This window comes from Planktothricoides sp. SR001 (assembly GCF_001276715.1).
Taxonomy (GTDB): Bacteria; Cyanobacteriota; Cyanobacteriia; order Cyanobacteriales; family Laspinemataceae; genus Planktothricoides; species Planktothricoides raciborskii.
The window spans coordinates 34734-54804 of sequence record NZ_LIUQ01000013.1; the positions used below are offsets into that span (position 1 = coordinate 34734).

The 20071-nt window shown below is 45.3% G+C and carries 20 protein-coding genes and 1 pseudogene; 10 read left to right on the forward strand and 11 right to left on the reverse strand.

Annotated features, from left to right (window positions below; all coding sequences use genetic code 11):
• Window positions 1-375: 375 nt before the first annotated feature.
• Together AM228_RS36125 and AM228_RS36130 are read left to right on the forward strand one after the other, a co-directional pair.
• Window positions 376-576: pseudogene (locus tag AM228_RS36125) on the forward strand (BrnT family toxin); the annotation flags it as partial.
• A gap of 129 nt (window positions 577-705) precedes the next feature.
• Complete coding sequence (locus AM228_RS36130) at window positions 706-834, forward strand: BrnA antitoxin family protein (protein WP_255353181.1); 129 nt, start codon at window positions 706-708, stop codon at window positions 832-834.
• Window positions 835-971: 137 nt separating this feature from the next.
• Here AM228_RS36130 and AM228_RS09895 read toward each other — a convergent pair whose 3' ends face one another.
• Window positions 972-2195: a DUF790 family protein gene (locus AM228_RS09895; RefSeq protein ID WP_054465957.1), complete on the reverse strand. Its 1224-nt coding sequence runs from the start codon at window positions 2193-2195 to the stop codon at window positions 972-974.
• Window positions 2196-2321: 126 nt separating this feature from the next.
• Here AM228_RS09895 and AM228_RS36135 point away from each other — a divergent pair, with 126 nt between their 5' ends.
• From AM228_RS36135 to AM228_RS09905, 3 genes are read left to right on the forward strand one after another with little or no spacing between them, the layout of a single operon-like run.
• The gene (locus tag AM228_RS36135; protein WP_082348825.1) at window positions 2322-2540 is read left to right on the forward strand and encodes an element excision factor XisH family protein; all 219 of its coding nucleotides are present in this window, start codon (window positions 2322-2324) and stop codon (window positions 2538-2540) included.
• Window positions 2541-2572: 32 nt separating this feature from the next.
• Window positions 2573-2731: an element excision factor XisH family protein gene (locus AM228_RS36735; protein WP_082348826.1), complete on the forward strand. Its 159-nt coding sequence runs from the start codon at window positions 2573-2575 to the stop codon at window positions 2729-2731.
• The gene (locus AM228_RS09905) at window positions 2716-3075 is read left to right on the forward strand and encodes a XisI protein (RefSeq protein ID WP_054465958.1); all 360 of its coding nucleotides are present in this window, start codon (window positions 2716-2718) and stop codon (window positions 3073-3075) included. Before AM228_RS36735 ends, AM228_RS09905 begins: the two co-directional genes overlap by 16 nt.
• Before the next feature lie 219 nt (window positions 3076-3294).
• Here AM228_RS09905 and AM228_RS09910 read toward each other — a convergent pair whose 3' ends face one another.
• From AM228_RS09910 to atpD, 3 genes are all read right to left on the reverse strand, one after another.
• A complete protein-coding gene (locus AM228_RS09910) occupies window positions 3295-4872 on the reverse strand; it encodes a DEAD/DEAH box helicase family protein (protein WP_054466036.1) in 1578 nt (525 codons plus the stop codon).
• Window positions 4873-5206: 334 nt separating this feature from the next.
• Window positions 5207-5620: an ATP synthase F1 subunit epsilon gene (gene atpC, locus AM228_RS09915; protein WP_054465959.1), complete on the reverse strand. Its 414-nt coding sequence runs from the start codon at window positions 5618-5620 to the stop codon at window positions 5207-5209.
• Window positions 5621-5800: 180 nt separating this feature from the next.
• The gene (gene atpD, locus AM228_RS09920) at window positions 5801-7258 is read right to left on the reverse strand and encodes a F0F1 ATP synthase subunit beta (RefSeq protein ID WP_054465960.1); all 1458 of its coding nucleotides are present in this window, start codon (window positions 7256-7258) and stop codon (window positions 5801-5803) included.
• Window positions 7259-7620: 362 nt separating this feature from the next.
• Here atpD and AM228_RS09925 point away from each other — a divergent pair, with 362 nt between their 5' ends.
• Entirely contained in the window at window positions 7621-9024 is a 1404-nt protein-coding gene (locus AM228_RS09925) for an N-acetylmuramoyl-L-alanine amidase (protein WP_054465961.1), read from the forward strand.
• A gap of 691 nt (window positions 9025-9715) precedes the next feature.
• Complete coding sequence (locus tag AM228_RS09935; protein WP_054465963.1) at window positions 9716-12484, forward strand: bifunctional acetate--CoA ligase family protein/GNAT family N-acetyltransferase; 2769 nt, start codon at window positions 9716-9718, stop codon at window positions 12482-12484.
• A 262-nt stretch (window positions 12485-12746) separates the two neighbouring features.
• Here the strand turns inward: AM228_RS09935 and AM228_RS09940 are convergent, their stop codons facing one another.
• The 6 genes from AM228_RS09940 to crtH form a co-directional block, all read right to left on the reverse strand.
• Window positions 12747-13379, reverse strand: a complete 633-nt coding sequence (locus tag AM228_RS09940; protein ID WP_231636736.1) for a hypothetical protein — start codon at window positions 13377-13379, stop codon at window positions 12747-12749.
• Between the two features lie 91 nt (window positions 13380-13470).
• Window positions 13471-13704 carry a hypothetical protein gene (locus tag AM228_RS09945; protein ID WP_054465964.1) on the reverse strand — a complete coding sequence of 78 codons (234 nt, stop codon included), beginning with the start codon at window positions 13702-13704 and terminating at the stop codon, window positions 13471-13473.
• 815 nt (window positions 13705-14519) lie between these two features.
• Complete coding sequence (locus AM228_RS36140) at window positions 14520-14654, reverse strand: hypothetical protein (RefSeq protein WP_255353179.1); 135 nt, start codon at window positions 14652-14654, stop codon at window positions 14520-14522.
• A gap of 18 nt (window positions 14655-14672) precedes the next feature.
• Window positions 14673-15197 carry a Ycf51 family protein gene (locus AM228_RS09950; RefSeq protein ID WP_054466038.1) on the reverse strand — a complete coding sequence of 175 codons (525 nt, stop codon included), beginning with the start codon at window positions 15195-15197 and terminating at the stop codon, window positions 14673-14675.
• 23 nt (window positions 15198-15220) lie between these two features.
• Window positions 15221-15697: a Fe-S cluster assembly sulfur transfer protein SufU gene (sufU, locus tag AM228_RS09955; protein ID WP_054465965.1), complete on the reverse strand. Its 477-nt coding sequence runs from the start codon at window positions 15695-15697 to the stop codon at window positions 15221-15223.
• Between the two features lie 268 nt (window positions 15698-15965).
• Window positions 15966-17462 (reverse strand): carotenoid isomerase, encoded by a 1497-nt coding sequence (gene crtH, locus AM228_RS09960; protein ID WP_054465966.1) that lies wholly within the window; start codon window positions 17460-17462, stop codon window positions 15966-15968.
• A gap of 439 nt (window positions 17463-17901) precedes the next feature.
• On the opposite strand from crtH, the gene upp reads away from it, so the two are divergent.
• From upp to AM228_RS09975, 3 genes are all read left to right on the forward strand, one after another.
• Window positions 17902-18555, forward strand: a complete 654-nt coding sequence (gene upp / locus AM228_RS09965; RefSeq protein ID WP_054466039.1) for a uracil phosphoribosyltransferase — start codon at window positions 17902-17904, stop codon at window positions 18553-18555.
• A gap of 100 nt (window positions 18556-18655) precedes the next feature.
• Window positions 18656-19024, forward strand: a complete 369-nt coding sequence (locus AM228_RS09970; protein WP_054465967.1) for a hypothetical protein — start codon at window positions 18656-18658, stop codon at window positions 19022-19024.
• A 133-nt stretch (window positions 19025-19157) separates the two neighbouring features.
• Window positions 19158-19433 carry a YggT family protein gene (locus AM228_RS09975; protein ID WP_054465968.1) on the forward strand — a complete coding sequence of 92 codons (276 nt, stop codon included), beginning with the start codon at window positions 19158-19160 and terminating at the stop codon, window positions 19431-19433.
• 65 nt (window positions 19434-19498) lie between these two features.
• Here AM228_RS09975 and AM228_RS09980 read toward each other — a convergent pair whose 3' ends face one another.
• Window positions 19499-19942 carry an FxLYD domain-containing protein gene (locus AM228_RS09980; protein WP_054466040.1) on the reverse strand — a complete coding sequence of 148 codons (444 nt, stop codon included), beginning with the start codon at window positions 19940-19942 and terminating at the stop codon, window positions 19499-19501.
• Between the last annotated feature and the right edge of the window lie 129 nt (window positions 19943-20071).

A 20071-nucleotide genomic window follows, 5' to 3' on the forward strand; every position in this document is an offset into this window, starting at 1 on the left:
CTTTGCGAGGTCTTTTTTTCCGCTGGTTTGCTGCGGATTTTTCTGGGTACTCCTGTCCTGCTTCTCTAGCAAAAAGCCTCTGGCTGACCGAAGGGCAAAAAAAAACGCCCACAAAAGGGCGTTTGCCATCAGGGTGCATCTACATGAAATTAATCTAGCATACGAGGGGTAAAACCCCCCATACTTGTTACAATTCTTTACATTTAAGAGAGGAGAGAGGTTCGGGGCAGAGATTTGTCATAAGTTATCAGTCCGAGGATGCTAACGAGAGATTTCTGACAGAATCGAAATTGATTTTTTAAATTTAGCTTATAAATTTGTATATAGTTTTTTTATACATAAAGTAAATTTGAATGGGATTAGAAAAAAAATCAACAAAATCAGCAAAAACATGGCATCAGCTTTGAAGACGCCCAAGAAATATTGAAAGGCATTATTTTTACTGCTGTTGACGACCGATTCGACTATGGAGAGATTAGAGAAATTAGTATTGGTCTAATCCGAGGCGTAGTGATTGTGAGAGTTGCCCATGGAGAAAGACAAGGTTATATTCGCTTAATTTCGGATCGAAAAGCTACCCCAAAAGAAAAAAAACAATACAGTATCTCAGACGAACGACTTAAAGAGTTACAAAATATTCGAGATTCGGCGATTGATACTTCTGATATTCGTGAATTAGACGATCGCTTATGGGAACAAGGAAAAATGTTGAAACCGCTAAATAAAAAAGCGATTTCTATTCGGATAGACTCTGAGGTATTAGACTGGTTTAAAAGTCAACGGAAAAAATATCAATCTTTATTTAATAAATACGGTTTTGCATTTAGATGTTAATTATCAGCAACAAAAAAAGTAATTAAAAAGTAATTAAATATCACTATTTAATTACTTTTTAATTAAAAAGTAATTAAATATAGAAATATAGTCCAGCATCCGATAGGGTGAGCAAATTTTGCCCACCCTAATAACTACTAAATAATTTCATCGATAATGGCTAAGACCTGCTTGGGCAATAGTTTATCTTTGAACCAAATAATCGGCACCGAAACATCCCGAACATTCACCCCAGCTTTTTCTAAATTTAAGCGTTCGGAAACCGCGAGAATCAAGTTTTTACATTCTGACTTTTTGACTTGGGCAAATTTTTTGCGTAAGTATTCTGGACGCCAATAACCGACGATTTCAAAGAGGAGCGATCGCCCATCTGGATGCACCAACCGAAAATCAGGAATCATCACACTCCCAGGAATGGGAATTAGATCCACTTCTCTTTCTAACCGCCACTCGGTTTTCTGTTGATGCCAGCGATCGACAAATGATTCCTCTAACATACTGTCATAGGTTTTACCGGGAGGATAGTGGCTGACTAAATCACAATCAGAATTTAGGGTAAACCGGCCACTTTTCCACTGATTCGTATAAGTATCACGGCTTTGTAATTGGGCAGATAAACTCCATTTGGTGACGTGCAATAAAGCCGGTAACATTTTCGCCAGGGCTAGTCCATAGCGAGTATTAACTTTCAATACGCTAGTCGGGCCATCAATGGTAATAGTAAAACCATGATCCGCGTCTCCTTCAATATAAGCCATTAGTTGAAATAATTTCAGATAGCGGAATAACAGTTTATATTCCCCCGGATCGTTCCGATGAGCATGAATCACAATATGAGTGGCCTTGTAAAAAATCCCCTGTACTTGGGAAAGATTGTAGCGATTTAGCAACGCTTCTGGAGTGGGTGCTTCAAATTCCGTGAGAATTTTACTTTCTTCTAAATCCGCATAAAGTGCCGCTTGAATTTGGCTGGGAATAATTTCTTTTTCTTGTTCTTGACTTAGTTGGCTGGCTAATTTTTCTAAGGTTAATTCAGTGGCTTGACGACTGGGAACCGTTGCGGCAGCTAGGGTGAACACTCTGTATCGGAGTTCTTGCGGTTCCAGTGGACTAATGACTTCAAACTTACAAAAACCACTGCGTAATAAATGAGCAAGTCCTCGTTTAATCCGATAGTCGGTATTGTCCCCTTCTAATTCTAAAAGTTGTCGATTTAATTCCCCTTGACAACAGCCCACCGCTTCTTGGAAACAGGTGATGATTTGCTCTGCTGTCTTCAAATTTTTAGGGTTTATTGCCAGGTTTTTGGGCATAATTGTTTCCCCATTAGTTCTCAAGCTTAATAAATCAGTGGGTAACATAGTTGATGATTGGGTCTAACTATAAAAAATGGTTTTTATTAATGTATGATTTGAGTTAAACTATAAAATATGTAGATCTAAAGCATTACTGAACTGATTTTGTCACAAAATATTGAATAAGTCAATATGTCTAGAAAAGATACCTATCACGATTTAGTTAAATCAGCTTTAATGAAAGAAGGCTGGAGAATTTCCCACGAGCCTTATTTTCTGCAATCCGATCCCAAGCTTTCGATTGATTTAGGGGCAGAAAGAATCATAGCGGCTGACAAAAATCGTGATAAAATTGGAGTAGAAGTCAAGAGTTTTATTGCAGACTCCCAGGTCACGGAACTGCATCTGTAGGTCAGTATGGCATCTATCGATAATTATTAAAAATCCAAGAACCGGATAGAGAACTTTACTTGGCTGTTACTATTGACGCTTTTGAGAATATATTCAGTAGGCAGGTGGGAAAAGTAGCGATTAATTATTTCAAGTTAAAACTAATTGTTTTTTCTTTCGATGAGGAGGAATTACAATGGATTCTCACATAATTTTTTACAGAGAATGCGTGAAAAATTTTCTCGGTCAATATGAATCTCTTCAAGATGAGAATTCTAAAATCGAGCTAATTTTTGATGATGAACGAATGCGCTATATGGTTTTGTGGGTGGGATGGCATAAATATAAGCGCATCCATCAATGTGCTGTGCATATTGATATTGTGGGCGATCGCATTCTGATTCAGCGTAATGATACGGAAGATGCGATCGCAGAAAAACTGGTAGAGATGGGAATTTCTCAGGAAAATATTCTGATGAGTTTTATACATCCTCAACATCAAGATTACGAAGAAAAAGAAGTGGGAGTCGTTGCCGCGATCGCCAACGCTAATTAGCCGCGATATTGCATCCGCAAGGGGTTGCGCGATATTGCTCCGCAACGCTAACGCGATATTGCTCCGCAACGCTCCTGCGCGTTCGCACGAAAGCCGAATCAAAAACCGGGTTTTGATAAATCTGTAGCTTTGCCTAAGAATCTATCACAAAAACCCGGTTTTTTTAGATCCAGAAAATAGCCAGCAAAATGCCCGATTGTTATCAAGATAAATTTCCCCTTAATCTTTATCAGGGTCATCGGATTTTTTCGGCCATTTTGCTGATTTTTCTGCGGCTTTTTTTCTGGGGGTTTTGTTCACCCCATATAAAGGAATGGGGGGTTCTGGTGATTTAGTTGTTTCAGGGTTTGGCTCGGGGACAATTTCTAATTGTCTGGGTTGATATTTGGCCGGTTTTTGCGGTTTTTTATTCCCATTTTTATCGCCATTTTTCTCTCCATGTCGTCGCTGAGAGGTGTTTTCTTCTGCGGTATTTTCGGCAATGACTTCATATAAAATTGCCAGTTTATCAGGGGTGTTGCCTTTACGCAAAACTCGCCCTAGTCGCTGAATATATTCTCGTTCTGAACCTGTCCCAGAAAGCAGAATGGCGACTCTGGCATCAGGGACATCAACTCCTTCATTGAGGACATGAGAAGCGACGAGGGTTTTATATTCGCCACTGCGAAATCGGGTGAGGATTTGGTGCCTTTCTTTGATGGGAGTTTGATGGGTAATTGCGGGGATGAGAAATTGTTGGGAAATTCGGTAAACGGTGGAGTTATCCGCTGTGAAAATGAGGATGCGTTCGGGATGATGTTGGGCAAGTAAGTCCGCCATAATTCTCATTTTGCCGTCGGTTCCTAGGGCAATTTCTCTGGCTTCTCGATGGGCTAACATGGCTCTTCTTCCCGCAGGCGATCGCGCCGAAACTTGGACAAAGTTCTGCCAACCTTCTAGGCTACCGAGAGAAATTTTCGCCGATTTTAAGAATTCATTGCGGGTATTGATTAATTGGTTGTAGCGATCGCGCTCATGTTGGGATAATTTTACTTTAATTTTGACAATTTCATGGTCAGCGAGAGCACCTCCCGCCAGTTCTTCGGCAGTTTGGCGATAAACTTCGGGACCAATGAGATAATTTAAGTCAGAATGTTTACCATCCGATCGCTCTGGAGTGGCAGACAGTCCCAAGCGATAAGGGGCGATCGCAAATTCCGCAATCACCCGATTAAAATCTGTGGGTAAATGATGGCATTCATCAAACACAATCAAAGCGTAACGATTGCCCAAAGTTTCTGCATGAATGGCCGCACTATCATAGGTAGAAATTAAAATTGGGCTTTTGTCCCGCGAACCCCCGCCGAGGAGTCCCACCTCGACATCAGGAAATGCGGCTTCTAAGTGGGCATACCATTGGTGCATTAAATCCAGAGTTGGCACCACCACCAAGGTACTCCGAGGGGTGCATTGCATGGCTAACTGGGCTAAATAGGTTTTTCCCGCTGCGGTGGGCAACACCACCACCCCTTGACGTTTAGCTTTTTTCCAAGCCCACAACGCCTCCTCTTGATGCCGATAAGGGGGCATTTCCAAACTGGGGACTAACTCCAGGGCTTCAAACCCTTTGGCTTCGTCATTAAATTGAATGTCTTCCCCTTGAAGGGCTTCTAATAAGGGACGGTATTGAATGGCGGGGATGCGAAATTTTTCCACCCGGTCGTCCCAGGTGACAAATTCTACCCAGGCTTTACCCTTCGGTGGTGGATGCAGTAATAAGGTGCCGCGATCGTAAGTGATGGTCGGTATGCGTGCCATGTTCAGACTCCGATGCGCCAGACGCCGCTCCCATCTTACCACCACTAATGACCAGATTGACAATCTGAATCTAACAATCGCAGGTCTTTGCTCCGGAAATTTATGACGATTTGAGTAATCTTGGGTAAGATTGGGTAAGTTTCCTGCTTCTGTAGTTAACCCCTGGTTATTGTAAGGGAGAACAGGCATAAAGGGATCGCTTTCTTAGCCAATTTGCCTGGTCGATCAGAAAAACGCTGTAGATTTAGAAACCCGGTTTCTGGGTAGAAACCGGGTTTTGATTACTTTGCTTAAGTTTAAATTAAGTGGAATTTCAGCTTAAATTAAGCTTAAATTAAGCGGAAACCATACCGCCTGCGGCTTGCAGACGCGCCCGGGCTCTTTTCAGCGCTTGCTTGGCCTGAATTTGTTGCTGACGGCTGCCGGTGACCGCAGCATTCAGATTTTTTTCCGCTTCAGCATATGCTTTCCGGGCAGCTTCTTTGTCAATGGACTCACCGAGTTCGGCACCATTGACTAAGATCGTGACTTGATTATTTTCCACTTCGGCAAAGCCACCGAGTAGGGCGATCGCCACCCACTCTTTCTCTGGCCGTACCCGCATCACACCCACATCCAACGCCGTTAGCAAAGGAGCGTGACCGCTCAAAATGCCAAGCTGACCAGTGGTACTGGGCAGAATGACTTCTTGAGCCGAAGCATCCCAGATGGTCTTATCTGGAGAAATTACGCGAACATTTAGGGTCATAATTTATCGAGGATTGATTGTCAATGATTGACGGTTGACCGTTGACGGTTGACCGTTGACTGTTATTCGTTATTCGTCATTGGTTTGAGATAGCAAACAACTTGCCAACTTGCCAACTTGCCAACTTGCCAACTTGCCAACAAATAACCATTGAGCTTCAACGGTCAACAGCAAATAAAATTACTTGCCTTCGGCTTTCATTTTTTCGGCTTTGGCGATCGCCTCATTAATATCGCCCACCAGATAAAATGCTTGTTCCGGCAGATCGTCCAGTTCCCCAGACAGGATCATCTTGAATCCTTTGATAGTGTCTTCCAACTTCACATACTTACCAGGAGAACCAGTAAACACTTCTGCCACAAAGAACGGTTGGGACAAGAAACGTTCGATCTTCCGAGCCCGTGCCACGGTCAAGCGGTCATCTTCGGACAATTCATCCAGACCCAAAATGGCGATAATATCTTGCAGTTCTTTATAGCGCTGCAAAGTGGCTTGCACAGCCCGGGCAGTATTATAGTGATCCTCACCAACGATATTTGGCTGGAGCATGGTTGAGGTCGAATCCAGGGGATCCACTGCTGGGTAAATTCCCTTAGAAGCCAAACCGCGAGACAACACCGTGGTAGCGTCCAAGTGAGCAAAGGTAGTGGCTGGTGCGGGGTCGGTCAAGTCGTCCGCTGGCACATATACTGCTTGAATCGAAGTAATGGAACCCTCGGTGGTGGAGGTAATCCGTTCTTGCAGTTCACCCATTTCCGTAGCCAGAGTTGGCTGATATCCCACCGCAGAAGGCATCCGACCTAAGAGTGCGGACACTTCAGAACCGGCTTGGACAAACCGGAAAATGTTGTCCACAAACAGCAGCACGTCTTGCTTGTTCACGTCGCGGAAATACTCGGCCATCGTCAAAGCAGACAGACCAACGCGCATCCGGGCTCCCGGTGGCTCATTCATCTGACCGTAAACCAAGGCCACTTTAGATTCGCTGAGGTTCTTTTCATTAATCACCCCAGACTCTTTCATTTCGCTGTAGAGGTCATTACCTTCGCGAGTGCGTTCACCCACTCCAGCAAATACCGACACACCACCGTGAGCTTTGGCGATGTTATTGATCAGTTCCATGATGATCACGGTTTTGCCGACCCCGGCACCACCAAACAGACCCACTTTGCCACCCCGACGATAGGGAGCCAGCAGATCCACCACTTTAATCCCAGTTTCCTGGATGGAGGGCTTGGTTTCCAACTCGACCAGAGTTGGCGCAGAGCGGTGAATGGGGGAGGTTTCTTCGTTACCAACAGGACCGAGGTTATCCACGGGTTCGCCAGTGACGTTAAAAATCCGGCCTAGAGTTGCCTTGCCTACAGGAACGGCAATGGATTTGCCTGTGTCTTCAACTTCCATGCCGCGCACCAAGCCATCGGTGGAGGTCATAGACACGGCGCGAACTTGGTTGTCGCCGAGGAGCTGCTGTACTTCGCAAACCACGGAAACTTCTTGGCCTGATCCGTTTTTACCCTTAATGTTCACTGCGTTGTAAATCTTCGGCAGTTTGCCACTGGGAAATCTGATGTCTACAACGGGACCAATAATCTGGGTAATGAATCCTACGTTTGTTTTTTCTAATGTGGTGACCATGCGCGTTTTTAGAGAATTTACCTATAAAGTGATTCGGTCAAGCTGGGTCTGTCACCCTTAAAATGCCATCTTTAAGGGTATCACTGAAGGGGCTCCGAATTTAGTTATCTTGGAATTTGATTTTCTTTGACTACAGAATTCCGGCGATCCTAAAGATATTATTAATAATTGGTGATTTGTTATTTGTTTGAGAGCCTGGGGGCTCACAGAACATCAGCTTAAGATCATAAGTTTTACCCCTCCCCAGTGAATCTATCTCCTAGCCCCCTGGGGAAGAAAGGGGCGCAAGTGGTAGGATCGCCAAGGGATTTTAAATTTAATCAATCTACAAGTATCCATTTTTAAGGCTGGGAGAAATCTCAATGGGACGAATTTTTATTTCAGCGGGTCATGGGGGTTATGAAAATGGGACGATCGATCCCGGTGCGATCGCTGGTGGCACCACGGAAGCCCAGGAAATGATCTTGCTGCGAGATATGGTTGTGGCCGAACTGCGATCGCGCCGGATAGAAGTTTTATCGGTTCCCGATGACCTGAGTATGGAACAATCCATTTATTGGATCAACTCCAGGGCTAGAACTGGGGATGTAGCCTTAGAAATTCACTTAGGGTCGGCGTCCACTCCCGCCACCCGTGGGGCCAGAGTTTATCATATTGCCAACAACACCCAAAGAAGACAAGACGCCCAAAATCTCCTGCTGGCCTTATTGCGACGGGTGCCACAACTGCCCAGTCAAGGGGTTTTTGCAGACACCATGTCTGGTTTGGGTAGTTTGGCCTTTTGTCGATGGGTGAGTGTCTCATCGCTGTTGATCGAACTGGGCTATATTACCAACCCAGACGATCGCTTTTTACTGCAAAACCGCCGTCGAGACTTTGCGATCGGACTTGCCGAGGGACTGATCGCTTGGAGTGGGGCTACTCCAGCCCCCACACCGACGCCCACACCGACGCCCACACCGACGCCCACACCGACGCCCACACCGACGCCCACACCCACACCTACTTATAGCCGAATTAATATCAATATTAATGGTCAAATCTATGGGGAAGGCGGCATTGTTGTGAATGGCAATGCGTTTATTCCCATTGATTTAGCGGATAGCTTGGGAGTGAATATTTCTCAGGTCACTGAGATTCGTCGGATCACTTACAAAAATATTGTTTATATTAGGGCAGTTGAACTTCGTGATTTTTCCATATCTGTTGGCTGGAATGCTGACACAAGAACTGTCTTGCTGCGATCTATTGTGCAGATATGTCCAGGAGCCTTTGATCGCATCATGGGGCATGGCAACACCTCAGAAGTTCAGCTAATGATGTTCTTAAAAAGTAACAATGAAGCGGCAATTAATCAGTTTCCCGACCTCTCAAAAATTTATCGAGAAGAAGGCAGTATTGAGGGGGTAAATTATGACATCGCTTTCTGTCAAATGTGTTTAGAAACGGATTTTCTCCGCTTTGGTGGGGACATTACTCCGAATCAAAATAATTTTGCCAGTTTAGGTGCGATCGGTGGAGCCACTGCATCTGCCTCTTTCCCCAGTGCACGAATTGGTGTGAGAGCCCATATTCAACGGTTAAAAGCTTATGCCAGCACTGAACCTTTGGTTCAAGACGTCGTAGATCCGCGATTTCGGTTTGTCACGCGAGGAGTTGCCCCTTTAGTGGATCAACTCAGTGGTCGCTGGTCTGTGGATTTGCAATATGGGAAAAAGATTATGGCGTTGATGCGAAGACTCTATGAGTCTGCGGGGTTAATTTAAATAGGCGATTCTCGCGATTCGCCGAAGGGGGGATCCTGCGCGAACGGGCGATCACTGCCCCGGATCTCCCCCTTCGGCGAAAATGTATCTCTTTCTGAGTAATTTTACATATCGATACGCTAGAATAGCAGTACCTCTTCCTCGGATCACAATATCGGTAAAAATATCGGTAGTCTCGATCGCCAACGGTGAATTCGCTTATTTTGTGTAAACCAAAGTCTTCAATAATACGGGCTAAACCAAGGGCGATCGATCCAAAATTTGCTCATCCGAACCTGAGAGAAAAATTCTGTTAGGTTCTTCACGGCAACCCCTTAGCCAAACCGATAAGCATTATTCACAAATAATGACATCACACCCCTGCCCCCTGATTAAGGTGGATTGGGGGGAGGGAAAACTTCAACATCATCTTCAACATCATCGGCGATCGCGCTGATCGTCGATCAGCTTTTTATGTCTAGCTAATGTCTTTAAGATTAAAGATGATTGGAACCACCATCTCAAATGATGGGTCAAATAATCATGGAGTTACTGATATAGTCTGGTCAGCATTGAACCCACCCCAAAATACATCTTATTACCCATTTATTGGGGTGAAAAAAGTGTGGATAGAGTCTAGCGGATATCGCCAAAAAACGATCAATATTTGATGAAATTATCAGCAGATAATTCAGTTATTTGGAGCTAAATAATGGAAATATTAAAGATGGCAACTGCCGATCCTGCTCATAATATATTGGGTTATGAAAAACAGCCCCTCGATGCAATTTTTGCGCCAAAAACCGTAGCGGTAATTGGCGCCACAGAAACTCCCGATAGTGTGGGCAGAACCGTCATGTGGAACTTACTCAGTAGTCCATTTGGCGGCACAATTTTTCCCGTCAATCCCAAGCGGAAAAATGTATTAGGCATCAAAGCTTATCCAAATATTAGTGCGGTTCCGGAACAAGTAGATTTAGTAATAATTGCCACTCCGGCTCCAACCATACCGGGAATCATCAATGAATGCGTCGCCGCCGGAGTCAAAGGGGCAATTATTATCTCTGCCGGGTTCAAAGAAATTGGCGACCAAGGAGTGAAACTGGAACAGCAGATCCTCGCCAATGCTCGGCGGGGCAATCTGCGAATTATTGGGCCAAATTGCCTGGGGGTAATGAACCCTTTAATCGGACTGAATGCGACCTTTGCCAGCACGATCGCCCGTCCGGGAAATGTAGGATTTATCTCTCAAAGTGGCGCCCTTTGTACCTCCATTTTGGATTGGAGTTTACAAGAAAACTTTGGCTTTAGTGCCTTTATTTCCATTGGTTCGATGTTAGACCTAGACTGGGGAGATTTAATTTATTACCTAGGGGACGATCCCCGCACCAGCAGCATCGTCATTTACATGGAATCCGTCGGCAATGCTCGGTCATTTTTGTCCGCCGCGCGGGAGGTCGCCTTAAGCAAACCTATTATCGTAATTAAAGCCGGTCGAACCGAAGCGGCGGCCAAAGCGGCGGCATCTCATACCGGCGCATTGACCGGCAGTGATGAAGTGCTCAATGCCGCATTTCGTCGTTGTGGGGTATTGCGGGTGTATCATATCGCCCATCTATTCTCTATGGCGGAGTTGCTGGCCAAGCAAGATCGACCCACAGGCCAGCGTTTGACGATTATTACCAATGCGGGCGGGCCGGGAGTGCTGACTACCGATACCCTGATCAGTGAAGATGGTGCTTTGGCTGAGTTATCCCCAGAAACGATCGCCTCTCTGAATAAAATTCTGCCGACTCATTGGAGTCACAATAATCCCATTGACATTTTGGGAGATGCGGATCCAGACCGCTATGCCAAAACCCTAGAAATTGCCGCACAGGATCCCAATAGTGATGGCTTGCTGGTAATTTTAACCCCCCAAGCCATGACCGATCCGACTCAGACCGCTGAAACCTTAAAACAATGCGTTCAAAAGCTAACCGGGTCAGCAAAACGTAAACCAGTGCTGGCCAGTTGGATGGGGGGTGCCGAGGTGTCGGCAGGAACCAAAATTCTCAACCAGGCCAATATTCCCACTTTTCCTTACCCAGATACGGCGGTGCGGATTTTTAATTATATGTGGCAATATAGCTACAACTTGAAGGGAATTTATGATACCCCTTCTTTAGCCCAGAATGCGGAAGAATATCCCAGTTGCGATCGCGCTGCCGCCATTATTCAAAAAGCACAAGCCGCCGGTCGGTTTCTCCTGACAGAATTTGAATCCAAGCAGCTACTCGCCACTTACGATATTCCCATTGTGGAAACCCGCTTGGCCACCAGTGAAGCGGAAGCCGTAGAAATGGCCGAGCAAATGGGTTATCCGGTGGTGTTGAAAATTTTCTCGGAAACCATCACCCATAAAACTGATGTCGGTGGAGTCCGGTTGGATCTGGTGGATGCCGAAGAAGTCCAACACGCCTATCGGGCAATTGAAACCTCTGTGACGGAAAAAGTCGGTGCCGAGCATTTCCAAGGTGTCACCGTGCAACGGATGATCAAACTCAAAGATAGCTATGAACTGATTTTAGGCAGTAGTCTCGATCCTCAATTTGGCCCAGTGATGCTGTTTGGCTCTGGGGGACAACTGGTGGAAGTGTTTAAAGATCGGGCTTTAGGGTTGCCACCACTCAACAGTACCTTGGCGCGGCGGATGATGGAACAAACCAAAATCTATAAGGCTCTTCAAGGAGTGCGCGGACGGAAACCCGTGGATCTAAAAGCCCTCGAAGGGCTGATGGTGCAATTTTCTCAACTGATCGTTGAGCATCCTTTGATTAAAGAGATTGATATTAATCCTTTGTTGGTTTCTGAGGCTGGTCTAGTGGCCTTGGATGCCCGCGTACTGCTTCACGACCTGGATATCACCGAAGACCAAATCCCCAAACCCGCGATTCGTCCTTATCCGAATCAATATATCACCAAGATTACGCTCAAGAACGGGCAAGAAGTGAAGATTCGGCCAATCCGACCCGAAGATGAGCCGATGGTGCAGAAGTTCCATGAAACTCTCTCAGAACGCAGTTTGTATTTGCGCTACGCGCAAATTCTTAAAACCAGTCGTTTGTTCGCCCACCAACGCTTGTCCCGGATTTGTTGTATTGACTACGATCGCGAAATTGCCTTGATTGGGGTGCGGCGGCATCCGGAAACCCAGGAACCTGAAATTTTGGGAATTAGTCGATTATCCAAATTGCACAGCAACAAAGAAGAGGCGGAGTTTGCTGTGTTGGTCAGCGATCCGTTCCAAGGACAAGGGTTGGGGACTGAGTTCTTGCGCCAACTGATTTCTATTGGTCGGGCAGAAAATTTATCCGTGATCCGGGCGGAAATTCTCCGACATAATTTCGTGATGCAGCATATTGGCAAAAAATTAGGATTTTTGATTCAGCGCGTTCCCGGAGAACCAATGCTCAGTGCTGAGTTATCCCTTACATCCTAGACACCCGGTTTCAGCGTCAGTCCTAGATGCATAAATCAATGCGATCGCCCGGTCGAATCATTTTTGGATTCCGAGGAATAGCGATCGCATTGATCAAGATAAAGATACAAGATAAAAATGATTTTGTCCGATTGCCCGACCCAAGGCGAACCCCTAGGTCGGGGAACCGTCCATTGAGCAGCCCTGGTTTTTCTGGATGCCCTGGTTTTTCTGGATGTAGATGCGACCATCTTGATGAAAAATCCCCAGCGAGTTACTTGATTTAATCGTCCACAATCTGCGCCCAGTCGGGGAAAGAAGGGGGGAAAAAATTGATATCGTAATCAGAATCTTCCCATTCTTTAACCCAAAGCGGCACTTTGCCTCGTTGGGGTGTCCGAGAAAATAAGCGATCGCCCACTTCGAGAATATAAAACACCTGTTTGAGCGTGTCTCCTCGATCCAAGGCTAAAGTGAGGATGTCATCCAATTCTGGATTAATCCGTTTCACTTTTTCTCGGTCGTCTTCTACCCAGACCAGCTTTAAGGATTTCAGACGGCGGGGACTCAAGTCACTTTTAAAGTAAACTCGCTTTAGGGTGGCCACAGGCTCTAAACTGCGCTCAATTCGGCGAATTTGTTGCACTCGAAGATAGTGCCATTCGGCCAAACGCAACCGCTCTTCGGGCGGAATTTCCCCTTTCTTGGTGGCGTGTTGAAAGCCATATCTCGACAGAGAACAACCCAAATTTGCTAATAAATGGATCAGTTCTCTTTCTTTGGCAGTTGCTTGACGTCTGCCTTGGGTTTTGATGGTTGCTCGTTGTCTTGTAATAGTCATGGTCGATGATGCCACGGGTTTGTGATTACAGATAGCCAGAGGGGTAGAACAGAGCAGCAATGGAAGGCTTGGCATCAGCAATTGCTGGGGAAGTTCTACCCACCTGAAAAATATATTTTCAGATTATTTCCGCGCTGGCTGGCGAATTACTCTCACGGTGATTAACCTATGATTTCGTTTGAATCTCCTCTGTATCGCCATCCTCATCAGTTCCAGTGTATCCTTGCTTATCGCTCTCTTTCGTTCCTTGAGAACGACTATTTTGGAGCATTTCAGAGGATTTTTCCCAGGCAAAACCTGAAGCCGATGCTTTGAGCGGATTCGCACTGGCACTGCCAAGGTTAAATATGGCAAAGCTGGCGGAGATAAGCGCCGCAACTACGAGAATATTCTTTTTCATGAGATGTACCCTGCTTTCCTAAAAATGTCACTTTTGAAGCAATTGCAATCTTCAAAAGTGGGCCTTTGCAATAGACCTCTTGTGGTTTGACCACTCAGCCGTTAATAATGGACACATACAGGCCAAGCCTGTTGAAACTGAACTGTCTTCAATGACGGATCTCTGTTTCCACAATCTTGCACCAATCCTTCTTGTTTGGGGAGAGGATCCTGAGCCATCAGGGACTTGAACCATCAGGGACTAAACCATCAGGGTGCATTATCATCAGGGAATAAAACCATCAGGGTACACAACATCAGGGAGTCAACTCATCAGGGATTTATCAAACATCAGGTGCATCTATCTACATTATTAGCAGCGATCGCCAAAAAGCCATCGTTGCTGTGGTTGAGAAGCTCTTACCTGGCAGTGAGGGTCTCTCAACTTTTTGTTTGAATTAGAGAAATCACACAACACACACTTGGCCAGAACCAAGCCTGTGTAGGCTTTGCCCGCATCTATCTATGCGGATAGAATTCTGCGGTCTAAACACTACACACCTTTACTCTTATTATATCTACAGTCATTGGTTATGCAAAACTGAAAAATTTTTCCGGAATTAACACCTGTAGGAGAAAAAAACTTTTAATTTTAGATAGGTTTTGGCAAAGTTAAGCAAATTTAATTTACGAATATAAAATAAATTTTATTTAAATTTTATTAAAACTGGAAAAATCCAGCCCAGTCAATTTGCTAAAACTAAAAATCCGCAAAATACTGCCGCTGCTATCTTTAACTATCTATGGGGCTGCATTTGCCAAACCATCTCCTTTTCTTCATTGGCTGATGGCCATGACGGATCCCCTGACAAAAACTACACCCCTGGCTTTGAGAAAAGCCAGGGGTTTAACATAAGCTGTAATGTAAGCAAATGGGTTTTTTGCGGATTTTTTTCTTGGCAGACTAGCCAAAATTGCTCCCTGATGGCTTTAAGATTTTTGGGCTTTGGAGAGTAAAGCCATTTTCTGCGGATAGATTTGAATCTCCATTTGATCGTCATCGCGAGTGCCAAGCGATCGCTTCACCTCACCCAAATAAAGCAACTCAGAAATACCCGGTTCAGGATGCAATACGGTTCGCGCCCGAATAGTCAGTTTATCTTCCCCGTTGCGACTAAAACGACCGGGGGAATAAAGATCCGCCGCAGCTTGACGCAGGGTGGCCTCAAGTTCTGACTCAGTAATCGTCGCCGGTACAGCAATCACCGCTTGAGTGGCGGCATCATCGTAAACTAGAGAAAACTTTACCGCCCCAGGAATTGGCGTGCGAACATATAAGCTCACCCCCAAGGCAAATAATCCACCCGTCAGGACAGCCATAAAACTGGTGATCCCCACCAAGCGAAATCTAAATCCCCATCTGAGGATAAAGCTCAATCCGGTCAAAACCGCAAAAACGAGGGTGCCAATTCCCACCCACTTTGAAGCCATCAGAATCAGATCATTGGATATCATAAGAATTTTAAGAATTTTTTTACTCAAGTTTCCGTCTCGTTGCTGACAAACTCAACCGAGTCAGGGTTTGGCGATTCCAAGGCGGCTTTTAAAGCGTGCCAAGAAAGATTAGCACATTTAATCCGCACAGGGAATTGAGCGACTCCTTGCATGACGTTTAGCTTGCGGTGTTCTTTGGGAAATTCTCCCTCCCCTTTCATCATGCCTTGAAATCGTTTGACCATTTCCAGGGCTTCAGAGATGGTTTTTCCTTGTAATGCTTCTGCCATCAGATCCGCAGAAGCCATTGAAATGGCACAGCCTTCCCCTTCAAATTTCACATCTTCGATGCGATCGCCCGCTTGATTAAGCTGGACTGTGATCTCAATGGTGTCACCACAAGAGGGATTGTGGCCGCGTTGGCGACAGTGAACCGGGCTTGTTGTCCCCTTATGCCGAGGGGTTTTGTAGCGCTCCAGAATAACTTGCTGGTAAAGATCGCGCAAATTACCAAGACTCATGGTGTAATTGCTTAGAAGTTAACTTATCTTTACGATACTCCGAATAGTTACAGGTTTTCTTGGAGAATCCATTTTTCTTGGATGCAACCTACTTCAAATCTCAGGTCGTTGCACTTGCTACTTCAACTTCCCTGTTCCCCTAGGCTCACGGATGCGGCTGGGATCAATGCCTGTAGATCGTCGATCGATCGTCGCCTGATTTTGGATGATGGTTATGTCAGGTGGCAAATGTCCACCTGACATAAAACATATCTTGATAGATATATCCCTAGAAGCCTAAATCAACGGCGATGCGATGAGCGCAGGCAAAGCCAGAAAAGGCGACGGCATTTAAACCTTGGCCGGGAAATGTGCTATCCCCCACGCAATATAATCCCGGAATAGATGTGCGATTAAATGGCATGGGTAATAAGCCTAAAAGTTTCCGCTGGGGAATTGGCCCATAGGTGCCATTGTGCCGATTTAAAAATTTTTGGTGGGTGCGAGGAGTGCCGATTTCCATATAATCAAGTCCGGCATCTAATCCAGGAAAAATAGTTTCTAATCGCTCGATGATTCGTCCGGCAGCGGTTTCTTTTTTGCCTTCATATTCGGTGGTAGAGAGTCCTTTCCAGGGAGCGATCCAATCGGGGGTAAAGCTATGGATGATGTGATATCCTTCTGGGGCTAAGTCTGGATCGAGTAAGGTGGGAATTGAGACAAAAATTGTGCCTTCTGGGTCTTGCATATGTTGCCAGTTTTCTAGGAGAATATGATGGCAAGCGGTGTCTGGGGGGATGACAGATTTTTCTACCCCTAAATGTAAGCTGAGGAAGCTGGGAGATTCTTGGTAGCGATCGCGCCAAGTTTGTTCTTTTTTCGGCAGGGGTGTATCCGGTAATAACTTATCAAAAGTATCCCAACGAGTCGCATTGGAAACGATTCGTTTGCCATAATAGATTTCTCCATTGGATAGTTCCACCCCGATTGCCCGTCCTTTTTCCATGAGAATGCGATCGACTCGGGCTTTATATTGAATTTTGCCCCCGTGTTTTTTTAACCCTTCTACCAGTTTTTCGGCAATTTTCCCCACCCCACCTTTGGGATAGTTAATCCCGCCATAATGTCGGTCAGAAAATACCATTCCCGCATTAATCATGGGGGTGATATCTGCGGGGACTACTGACCAGCAGTAGCACTCAATATCAATAAATTTCAGCAGCGTTGGGTCTTTAATATATTTGCGGGCGATATCTCCCACGTTTTTTGGCAGGTATTTCACCAAACCCAAACAAGCTAGAGGGTGTTGAAAAAAGACGCGGGTCAGATAGCCTAGTTCTTCCAGGGATAACAATTCCATCACGTTGAGGCAGTTGAACACTTGCCAGCATTCGTCATAAAAGTTACGGATCCCTTGGCGTTCTTGGGGAAATTTATCTCCCAGTTCTTGCAAAAATTTCTCATAGTCTCGGTGGACTTGCACCCGCAAATCATTGGGCAGGTGGTAATCAATTTGGATCGGATCCGGGATGGTTTCCAGGCTGACATTGACCGCATCTAAGGCACGAGTGAGCAAATTGGTGGTGCCTTGTTTGCCAAAGCCAAAGATCATGGAGGCGCCTACGTCGAAGTGGTAGCCATTGCGTTCAAAGTACCCAGAACTGCCTCCGGGAATGACGTAGCTTTCTAAGACAAGAACTTGTGCGCCTTTTGCAGCTAGTTGGGTGGCTGTGACAAGTCCGCCGATCCCGGAGCCAATAACGATAACGTCAAATTTTGAGGGCATGATCAGTGATGATTGACGATCTAGTTGCGATCGCGGTTGTTGACAATTGTTGACAGAACACAGCAATGCCGTGTCCTTACATTTTACCTTTAAAGCTTTCTCAGGTTAAGTCCCATGCATAAAAAGAAAATACGGGATTAGTTTAATCTTGCCAACTAATCCCGCCTGCCGATCCTTATGAGAGGAGAACACGATATTTACTATAAACTTATTGCAAAGTTTTGTCAATACTTTTTGAGAATTTTTTTCAAAACTTTTAGATATAAAATTTATTGCATATACTTTATCTGCAATAAATTAACATAATTCGCCGATGGAGCATCAACAAATAACAAACAACAAATAACAAATGACAAATAAGAAAAAAATCCTGATCGCCGATCAATCCACGATCGCAAGGCACTATGATGATTTACGTTTAGCCACAAATTTACCGAATATGACTATACAATTGCGTGTCTTCGTTCCACCTCATCCTTTAATTAAGCATTGGCTGGCAGTGGCTCGCGATCGCGACACCCCATCAGTCCTGTTTCGCACCGCCATGACCGAATTAGGCCGTTGGCTGACTTACGAAGCTTGTCGCGATTGGTTGCCCACTCTGGATGTGATGATTTCGACGCCCTTGGCGCCTTGTCCGGCGACAATGGTGAATCCCCAAAAGCCGATCGCGGTGGTGCCGATTCTGCGAGCGGGTTTAGCCCTGATGGACGGAGCGCAAACGGTACTGCCGACGGCATCGATTTATCATTTGGGCATGGTACGGGATGAGGAAACCTTAGAACCTCGGTGTTATGTGAATAAGTTGCCAGAAAAGTTTGAGCCGGAAACCAGAGTGTTGATTTCCGAACCGATGTTGGCGACGGGGGGCACGATTATGGCCACTATGACAGAGTTGACTAATCGTGGGGTGAGTCCGGATCTGATTCGGATTATTTCCGTGGTGACAGCCCCTCCCGCTTTGCAGAAATTGAGTCTACAATATCCCGCGTTAAATATCTATGCCGCTTGTATTGATGAACATCTCAATGAGCAGGGGTTTATTGTTCCGGGATTAGGGGATGCAGGCGATCGCACCTTTGGCACCGAATAAATCCCCAAAATTGTCCGGAGCTATTTGACAAAAAGACTGTTATTCGAGTGATTCACTCGAAGTTATCCTGGAAATATCGGTTAATGAATAGGGAAGAGAAATGAGTGATCAAGATAATTTTACAGGTGGATTAATCGTTGGCGCCGTCGTCGGTGGTTTAGTCGGAGGCGTGATTGGCTTTCTGCTCGGAGGAGGGCGATCGCAAGAGGTTTTAGCCGATGAGAATAGTCCACTGCCGGAATCAAAATTGCGTAAAATCATCAAACGCCCGCTAAAAGGTGAAGAGGAAAAGATTTCTGTCGCACGGCGAACCTTAGAAGAGAAAATTGCTCAACTAAATGAAGCCATTGATGAAGTCCGCTTCCAGTTAGGGGATGACCACGATCATTCTGATGAACTGGACAACCCTGAAGCGATTTCCTCGCCGGTCGCTCCCCGAAAGCCCATGACGGATAACCGAACTGACTGACGCATCTGGAGACGGTTGACTTTCAAATTTGACCAACTTTCAGGAGGTTAACTGCTCCAGACCGCCTCCCCATCGTTTACACTAAATTTAAGCCTTAACCAACTTAATTAATTTGCTTTCGCAGCATAAACTTATGGGAATAGAGATACTCACCCAGACCATAGCCACTTTTCTGAACATCTATTTTGCCCTGTTGATCATCAGGATTCTCTTAAGCTGGTTTCCTCAAGTCAACTGGTACGATCCACCGTTTTCGATTCTCAGTCAGCTAACTGATCCTTATCTGAATATTTTCCGTTCTTTCATTCCCCCAATCGGTGGCATTGACTTTTCCGCAATTTTGGCTATTTTGCTCTTGCAAATTGTGGCTGATGTATTTGCTAGTTTACCAGCAGCAAGTGCATTTTAATAAGGTAAACAAAAATACAAGTAGAGACGTTTTGGTTACGTCTCTACTTTTTTAAATTTCCAGGATCAAAAGTGTTCAATTCGCACCGCAGAGGCAAAACCAGAGGCTTTGAATTGTTTTAAGCTCAAAGGTAATGGATTATTTACCGGCACAGAAATTCTCACTTCAAAATTGCTTTCCCCAGGGGGAACTTCATCAATTTTTCCTACCCGCGTCCGGTTCGGCAGCACGTTATTGTCATTGGCATCATAAATCCGACCATAAACATCCGCATCGTAGACCATTTTATTGGTGGGATTTTTGGCGGTTCCAGTGATAATAAAGCAATTAGCAGGATTGCCAGAACCATCGCTAGTCACCAGCCCTTCGGAGAATTCTGCCGGACAGTCTTTGTAAGATAGGTCAGAGAGGGTAATTTGGGTCATTGCCCAAGCGGGGGGCATCCAAAACCAAGTGGCGATCGCGATCGCTACGGTCATTACCACCCCATAAAAAGCCCGAAAATTCAAATGCCATCCGGCACGCTTCGCGAACAGGCGAAATCGACTCGTATTGAACATTACTTTATTGGTTACTTGATTGGTTAAAATTACGCTAACCACTAGCTTATATCACTTCCCCGGTAATTAAAGGGTTTT